This window comes from Mycobacterium sp. ACS4331, from assembly GCF_001667265.1.
Taxonomy (GTDB): Bacteria; Actinomycetota; Actinomycetes; order Mycobacteriales; family Mycobacteriaceae; genus Mycobacterium.
Window position 1 is genome coordinate 1 of the sequence record NZ_LZHW01000037.1, and the last position, 7,552, is coordinate 7,552.

At 67.9% G+C, this 7,552-nt stretch carries 7 protein-coding genes and 1 pseudogene; 1 reads left to right on the forward strand and 7 read right to left on the reverse strand.

Annotated elements, in window-relative coordinates:
* Positions 1–107: 107 nt before the first annotated feature.
* Genes A5727_RS09530 through A5727_RS09540 form a run of 3 tightly spaced genes read right to left on the reverse strand, consistent with a single transcriptional unit; the run spans position 108 to position 2,565 of the window.
* The gene (locus A5727_RS09530) at positions 108–1,085 is read right to left on the reverse strand and encodes a heme-dependent oxidative N-demethylase family protein (protein ID WP_068248220.1); all 978 of its coding nucleotides are present in this window, start codon (positions 1,083–1,085) and stop codon (positions 108–110) included.
* Between the two features lie 8 nt (positions 1,086–1,093).
* The gene (locus A5727_RS09535) at positions 1,094–2,026 is read right to left on the reverse strand and encodes a PDR/VanB family oxidoreductase (RefSeq protein WP_068248203.1); all 933 of its coding nucleotides are present in this window, start codon (positions 2,024–2,026) and stop codon (positions 1,094–1,096) included.
* The gene (locus A5727_RS09540) at positions 2,023–2,565 is read right to left on the reverse strand and encodes a dimethylamine monooxygenase subunit DmmA family protein (RefSeq protein WP_068248205.1); all 543 of its coding nucleotides are present in this window, start codon (positions 2,563–2,565) and stop codon (positions 2,023–2,025) included. Before A5727_RS09540 ends, A5727_RS09535 begins: the two co-directional genes overlap by 4 nt.
* Positions 2,566–2,680: 115 nt before the next feature.
* Here A5727_RS09540 and A5727_RS09545 point away from each other — a divergent pair, with 115 nt between their 5' ends.
* On the forward strand, positions 2,681–3,829 hold the full coding sequence (locus tag A5727_RS09545; RefSeq protein ID WP_068248208.1) for an FAD-dependent oxidoreductase: 1,149 nt from the start codon (positions 2,681–2,683) through the stop codon (positions 3,827–3,829).
* Positions 3,830–3,890: 61 nt separating this feature from the next.
* Here A5727_RS09545 and A5727_RS09550 read toward each other — a convergent pair.
* The 4 genes and pseudogenes from A5727_RS09550 to mobA form a co-directional block, all read right to left on the reverse strand.
* Positions 3,891–4,124 (reverse strand): annotated as a pseudogene (locus tag A5727_RS09550) (transglycosylase family protein); the annotation flags it as partial.
* 624 nt (positions 4,125–4,748) lie between these two features.
* Positions 4,749–5,831, reverse strand: coding sequence for a phosphotransferase (locus A5727_RS09555; RefSeq protein WP_068248210.1), 1,083 nt, complete (start codon positions 5,829–5,831; stop codon positions 4,749–4,751).
* A gap of 66 nt (positions 5,832–5,897) precedes the next feature.
* Complete coding sequence (locus tag A5727_RS09560; protein ID WP_068248214.1) at positions 5,898–6,872, reverse strand: LacI family DNA-binding transcriptional regulator; 975 nt, start codon at positions 6,870–6,872, stop codon at positions 5,898–5,900.
* On the reverse strand, positions 6,869–7,429 hold the full coding sequence (mobA, locus tag A5727_RS09565) for a molybdenum cofactor guanylyltransferase (RefSeq protein WP_082949707.1): 561 nt from the start codon (positions 7,427–7,429) through the stop codon (positions 6,869–6,871). The genes A5727_RS09560 and mobA overlap by 4 nt, the downstream gene beginning before the upstream one ends.
* Between the last annotated feature and the right edge of the window lie 123 nt (positions 7,430–7,552).

Here is a 7,552-nt window from a genome sequence, read left to right on the forward strand (position 1 = left end):
CCCCCCCCCGCCCCCCGCCCCCCCCCCCCCCCCCCCCCCCCCCCCCCCCCCCCCCAACCACCCCCCCCGCGGGGGCGCGCCTGCCCCGCCCCCCCCCCGGGGTGGGTTCAGGCGCGGCCGGTGAGCCAGGCGACCGCACGGTCGCGGTAGCTGATGATGCCCTTGTAGTCGGCCATGTCGTCGGGCAGGTCGGCCAGGACCGCAGCGGCTCGCGCACGCCAGGCCGGGACGGTCGCCAGGTCGACGAACGGCAGCATGTAACTGCGGATCAGGAAGCAGATCGCGCCCGACTCAGGAAGCCTGATCAGATGCTGCACTTCGACGCGAAGGTGCACGAGGCGACCGAACTCCTCGTCGTCGACGACCTGCACGGCGACCCGGTCCGGCCCCCATTCGTGGTACCGCTCGGTCGAGACGTCAAGGCGCCGACCGATCGTCAGCGTCCAGTTGGTCCGCCGGTAGGTCTCCCCCGGCTGCAACCGCATCAGGAACTCTCTGGCCCGGGTGATCACACCGGTCTCCCGGAGGCGGGGCACGGGGCCATGAATCTCCAGGAACGACATGCCGACGTCGAACCCGAATGACCAGTCCGCAGCGAAGGTCACCACGCCGGCGTCACCGAACAGGTCGCCGTCGCGCTGGTCGAGCAGCACGATGTCCTCCTGCACCTGAGCGCCGATGTAGGCCAGCGGTTCGGCCGGGAGCGTCGACTCGTCGCCGAGCACGAAGTCCGCTGCGATGCCCAATCTCTCGTTGCGCCAGTGCCACGTGTCGCCAGACCGCTCAAGCGACATCACGTCCGGATACGCCTTGGCCAGCTCCCCCATCAGGGTGAGCATGGCGTCCCAGCAGGCCACCCGCATGTGTGGCAGCACGGCATAGCGGGTCGGATCGTCGCTCAGAATCTGTGCGCGCTGCGCCAGTTCGTGTTCGTACTCGCTGTCGACGTCCACCACACGTTCGCCCCAGGATCCTGCGGGGGTGGACACCGCACCGCCCGCGGGTTCGACGTTGGTGGTGTAGCGGTACTGGTCGGTGGGGAACGGAAACGGGAACGTCGCCACCAGATCGGGTGCGGACACCAAAGACATCGTCACAGCTTCAACTCCAGTTCTCCTGCGGCCGCGCGGGATACGCAGGCCATGATGGCGTCGCCGGCCTCCTTGTCGGCGTCGGTCAGATACATGTCGCGATGCTCGACGTCGCCGGCCGAAACCGTGAGCCGGCACTCACCGCACACACCCTGTCGGCACAGGTTGGGCACCTCATACCCCTGTGCCTCCAGTGCCTGAAGCAGCGACACCCCGGAATCGACCTCGATGCTGCTGCCGGAGTTCGCGAGCCTGACCACGAACGGCTCCCCCGGGTCGAGCGCGCCGACTCCGAAGCGTTCGAAGTGGATTCGGCTCGACGGCCACCCGTGCTCTACCGCGGCGGCCACGACGTCGTCGATGAACGTCGAGGGACCGCACACGTAGAGGTGGGCACCGAACGGCGCAGAGGCCAGGGCGGTCGGCAAGGTCGCCAGGAAATCGTTGCGCTGGGTGAAGATCCGCGCACCGTCGGTCAATGCTTCGATGTCGCCGAGGTGCGCGCCTCGGCCCGGCTTGTGCAGGTACATGACGTCAACTTTGCGTCCCCACTGCCGCGCACTGCGCAGATGGGAGACCATGGGCGTGACGCCGATTCCGGCGGCGATCAGCAGATGTCTGCTGGCGCGCAGGATCGGCGCAAAGGCGCTGCGGGGCGCCAGCACCGACACGGCGTCGCCGACCGCAAGTGCGTGGATCCACCGGGATCCACCGGCCCCGTCGGGTTGTTCGAGCACCGAGATCTCATACTGCCTCGGCTGCAGCGAGTCGCCCGTCAGCGAATAGGCGTTGGCGACCGAGCCGCACTCGACGACGATGTGGCTGCCCGGCGTGAAGGACGGCAACACCCCGCCGTCGGCGCAGGCGAGGGCCAGGCTGCGCACCCCCGGGATTGAATCATCGATGGCCCGGACCACAAGATCCAGCGTTGTCATGCGGTGGCCTCCGCGGGCCGCTCGGCGTCCACCATGAACCCGAGGTGAGTTCCCTGGCGGCGCGAGACATGGTAGTGGACATAGAGATTGCGAGCGCATCCGCTGCAGCCGACGGTGTCCTCGAGTGCGGCCGGGGCGCTGGTGTGCGCGCCGCAGTGCACGCACTGCACACGGCGCACCGTCACATCCGTCGACGCGACGGTCATCTCGTCGTCCGCGACGTCGAGGCGAACCGCATGGGCTCGCACCCGCAGGCATTCGGCCGCGGGACCGGCGATCATCAGTCGCCAACCCACCCGCGCGTCGGCCAGCTCTGCGCTCACCGCGCGGCCACCCGCCTCGCCGTCGTCGACGCGATGGACCCGCACCTCGGCATCGGGTCGAGCGGATGCGATCTTGGCACACCAGGTCTCGACGATCTCATCGGCGCCGGCGCCGACCGCCACCACCGTCCATGACGTGCCGGAAAGGTCGGCGTCGGGTTGTGACGGGGCGACTGCCCAGGGCGGCACGCTCGTCAGTTCCAGTGCGGGTTTCACGTATGGACACCTCCGGTTGACGTTGTTCACGCATAGGAGATCAAAGGCTCGTTTCAGGAACGTGAAACCGACGTCTCGGACTCTTGAATCTCGGGGCCTGCCGTACTTTGAGGCCATGGCACACGACATCGCGGTCATCGGTGCGGGCATCGCCGGTCTTGCCACCGCGGCGGCACTTCAGCGGCGTGGCCATTCCGTGTGTGTCCTTGAGGAACGGGCGGACACGTCACCCGGCGCGGGCATCAGCATCTGGCCCAACGCGCTCGCGGCGCTCGACGCCATCGGACTCGGAGACGCGGTGCGCGACGCGGGAGGCAGGGTCACCGCGGGCGCGATGCGCTGGCGCGACGGCACCTGGCTGCGGCGCCCGTCCGCCGAGCGAATAGTCAAGGCGCTGGGGGAACCCCTTGTCGTGGTGCAGCGTTCAGCCCTGCGCGACGCCCTGACCTCGGCGCTGCACCCGGGGACAGTGCGGTACGAAGCGCCGGTGACGGGACTGAGTTCACGCGGCGAGCGCGTGACGGTCACCGTGTCGGGGGCGGCCACCGTCGAGGCCGACGCCGTGGTGGGCGCCGACGGCATTCACTCGACGGTGGCGCGGCACCTCAACGGGCCTCTGCCGCTGCGTTATGCGGGCTACACCGCATGGCGGGGGGTGGCCGAGTATGTGGTGGATCCCGACCTTGCCGGGGAGACCATGGGGCCCGGCATGGAGGCGGGCCACGTGCCCCTCGGCGACGACCGCACCTATTGGTTCGCGACCGAGCGGCGATCAGAGGGGCACCGGTCACCGCAGGGTGAGCGGGCGTACCTGCTCGACAGGTTCGCCGGATGGGCCGACCCGGTGCCCGCGGTGCTGGCCGCCACGCCGCCCGAGGCTGTCCTGCGCAACGATCTGTACGACCGGGACGGCGCTCGGCACTGGACCCGCGACAACGTCGCACTCGTGGGCGACGCGGCCCACCCCATGCGCCCGCATCTGGGCCAGGGCGGCTGTCAGGGCCTGGAGGACGCTGCCGTCCTGGCCCACCTGGTGGACACCGCACCGGATCTGGCGACCGCGTTCGCGCGCTTCGAGGCCTTTCGCAAACCCCGCGTCCGCAGGCTGGTGCGGGAATCGAGGCTGATCGGCCGGGTGGTCAACCTGCGGCCGGCCGCGCTGAGTGCAGCCGCCACGCGCGCGACGGTGCTGGTGCCTGAGGCGGTGCTGACATGGCACCTCGCCCAGATCGCGGCCCGCTCGGCGTTCCGCCTGCCGGACTGACCACCCCAGAAGACACGAGAGCCGGGCATCAGTGATGCCCGGCTCTCGTGGGGGAAGCTGACTAGCCGCGTCCGCCGCAGGACGGCCAGGCGCCGATGCCCTGGGAGCGCAGCACGTTCTCGGCCACCCGGATCTGCTCGGCACGGCTGGCGTTGTGCGGCGATCCGCTGCCACCGTTGGCACGCCAGGTGCTCATCGAGAACTGCAGGCCACCGTAGTACCCGTTGCCGGTGTTGATGGCCCAGTTACCGCCGGACTCGCAGGCCGCGATGGCATCCCAGTTCACGCTGTCCGCATTCGCGGTAGCCGACAGGGCCAGCGGAGCAACCGTGAGGGCTCCACCGATGGCGGCCATGGTGAGTGTCTTCCGGAGGTTCTTCAATGTCATTCCTTTCGCCACGCGCGCGCCAATGACACGTCCACAGGGGTGGACGCGTGAAGCCTGGGGAATCAGGCGGTGATTGTCTGAGCCGTGCCGTCTCGGTCAGGCACGGCAGTGGGAGGTTCACTACCCCGTCGGGAACGCTGGCCCGACAGCCGGTGAGGCCATCACGGCCTCCAACAGTCCCACTCACACGCAGGGTGATATTTGAAATTGTTCGTCCCCGGGTTATCTGGGGTCGAAACTGACCGTACAAAGCCCGCGCGGGTTAGTCACATCAGCAGAGTGGGTATCTCAGTTTGATAACGGACAGATCACGGTCGGGCTTGTCCGAAATCCTCGCAGGTCAATACCGCATTCGCAATAGGCTGACTTACGCTGGGGAAAGCGGCGTTTGGTGACGTATATCACGGGGAAATTGTGACGTGGCCCACGTTTTCCACGCCCCGCACCAAATCGATTGCGCCTCAACCTCACTGCTCGTGAAGATGCTGCTGTGACCCCTGTGACGACAGGGACTTCACCTTATTCGGCAGGTCAGCAGCCGATTGCCGAAATTGCCGCAGCACTCTCCAGATCGGCGAAAGCCGCGGAATAACGCTGTGCTAGGGCGATCGCGATATCGGGACGCTGCCAGAGTTCACCCGCACTCGCCGTGCACAACCACAGCGTGAGCCCGTGCGCGACTGAGGCGCGATAGCGCAGCCAGATCTCGGCCATCGACGGAAGTTCCGCCTCCGGCAGGGCCAGGGCGTCGCGATACTGACTCAGAATGTCGGCCTCATGGCGCCGCCGGTCCTCAATTGTCAACGCGCCCTGCAGGAAATACCCCAGATCCAACGACCAGTTGCCCCGCCGGGCGACCTGCCAATCCAGGAAGCCGACGTCGCCGTCGGGCACCACGTACGTGTTGCCGATGTGCGGATCACCGTGCAGAAGTGTTGCCGGAGAGGCGGTCAGGCTGCGAATGTAGGGCTTCCAGATCTGCTCGATCAGCGACTCGATCGTCAACGCCCTGACCTCGTCAGGAGCGTTGTCGCCCAAGCGTTTCAAGGCCTCCGGCAGCGGAGCGATCTCCATGCCGTCCCACGGCAGAAACGGTTCGACCCACGCCAAACCCTCCTCGGCGTCCAGCCGCTCAGCCCAGAACCGGCCGTGCATCCTGGCCAGTCCACGCGCACCCGCGGCGGCCTGCTCGGGAGTCATCGGCCGGGTGGCGTCGCGGGGGTCGGCACCGCGCACGTCGAGGTCCTCCATGACCAGAATGAAATCGTAGGCATCCTCGTCGAGGGCCGCCGCATAGACGTGTGGGTGCTCCAGAGGAAGGGGCACACCGGATTTCACCGCATTGAACAGTCGTGGTTCGTGGAACATGCCACTGGTCAGGCGAATCAGTTCCTTGTGGTCGGGATCGGCCGCCTTGACGAACACCGTTTGCGGTCCCGCCCCCGTGCGATAAGTCAGACTCAGGCGGGCTCGGCGGTTGGTGCCGTCGTCGCGAGTGGCCACTGTGACGGTGTCGACTTCGGCGCCAGGGACGTCGTCGGCCAGTGCCGCGGTCATCCACGCAGGCGTGACCTCGTCCCAGCTTGTCGGAACCGACAGTGCACGCGTTGCCATCAGGTGGTCCTTTCCGCAGGCCTCCCGGCGGAGGTTACGCGCGTAACCAGTCGAAGTCCAGGGTTTTCAGGTCGACTCGCGGGTGATCACAGACGCGATCGGCACGTCCACCCGCTGCACCACACCGGGATAGCCCAGTTCGGACAGCATCGCCGCCACCGCGACGTCCACAATCGCGCCGGCGTCGAAGCCCACCGTCGTCAGGGGCGGAGAACTGACCTCGGCCGTCGGGGTGGCGTCGACTCCCATGACCGCAAGATCGTCGGGACACCGCAACCCCGCCAACCGAACACCGTGCAGCACCACAAAAGCCGTCTCGTCACTTTGGGCGCAGACCGCGGTGATCCCCACCCGATGCCACTCGGCGACCACCGTGGCCGCGGTCTCCGCGCGCACCGACCCGACCACCGGATCCGGCAGTCCACGGCGGCGTGTGGCCTCCGTCGTACCCGTCAACCAGTAGTCCCCGAGTGGCAGCCACCTGCTGACACCGGTGTAGGCGAACGCCAGTCGGCGGTGCCCCCGCGCGGTCAGATGGTCCACCCGCAACTCCCCCACCGCCAGGTGCAGATCACCCAGTGCGTTGAGTTCTGCACTGCCAAGATGAATGTGCGGAATCCCCGCCGCCCGGACCGCCTCCAACGCGGGTCCCGTCAAAGGGAAAAGGCTGGTCACCGCAACGGGATTCAGGTCAGCGATCGCGTCGACGAGAAGGCTGTCATCCTCGGTCTCGAACTGCAGGATCTGCAGCACGCCGTGCCGGGCCAACGCGGTGGTCATCCGGCTGCCGACCTCCATGGCCAGCTCTCCGAGTGCGACCCTCGGCACCACGTAGAGGACGACACCGCTGGCTCCACGGGCCAGGTTGCGCGCCGCCAGGTTCGGCCGATACCCCAACTCATCGGCCGCACGACGGACAGCCTCTCGGGTGCGTTCCGAGATTGACCGGCCCGCAACGTCGTTGAGCACATAGCTGACCGTTGCAGTGGAGACATTCGCCAACCGTGCCACGTCGGCCTTCGTGGGCCGGTGCGAGCTCATACCAGGTCTGCGGCGGTGTTGACGTTGGTCAACGCGGCGGTCTCGGGCAGGACGATCCGCTGCGTGTTGACCGAGTCGACCAGCGCGCGCATGCTGCGCTCACCGCGGGCCACCAGATCGTCGACGCGCGACGCGAGGGCCGTGCGGTACACCCCCGCCAGGTAGTGGTCGCGACCGTCCCACGGCAACACCACGTCTGGACCGACATGAGACGCCAACTCCCCGATGAGATCGGGCGTCATGAACGGCATGTCGACCGCACACACGAAGGCGCGCTCGCAGCCCGCGTCGGCCGCGGCATGCAGCCCGCGACCGGTGGCCAACAGTGGCCCGACGCCGCGCACCTCATCACGCAGGACCGTGGCATCGAGTTCGGGCAGCCGCTGTCCGGGAGCGGCGATGACGAACACCGGGGCGCAGCGTGGCGACAGCGCTTCGACGACGGATTCGACCATCGTCCGGCTGCCGGAGGCCGGGTACACCATGGTGGCCTTGTCCCGGCCCATTCGACGCGACGCCCCTCCGGCCAGCACGACGCCGGCCAGTGGAGAGGACATGCCGACAGATTAGCCCGCCAATGTGCCGAAACCGACGATTGGGCGCGCAAAACCCGGGGTTTCGCGCCCAATAGGGGGGTTTGGCGGTCCGGCTACTCGACGGTCCAGGTGTCGCGGCCACGC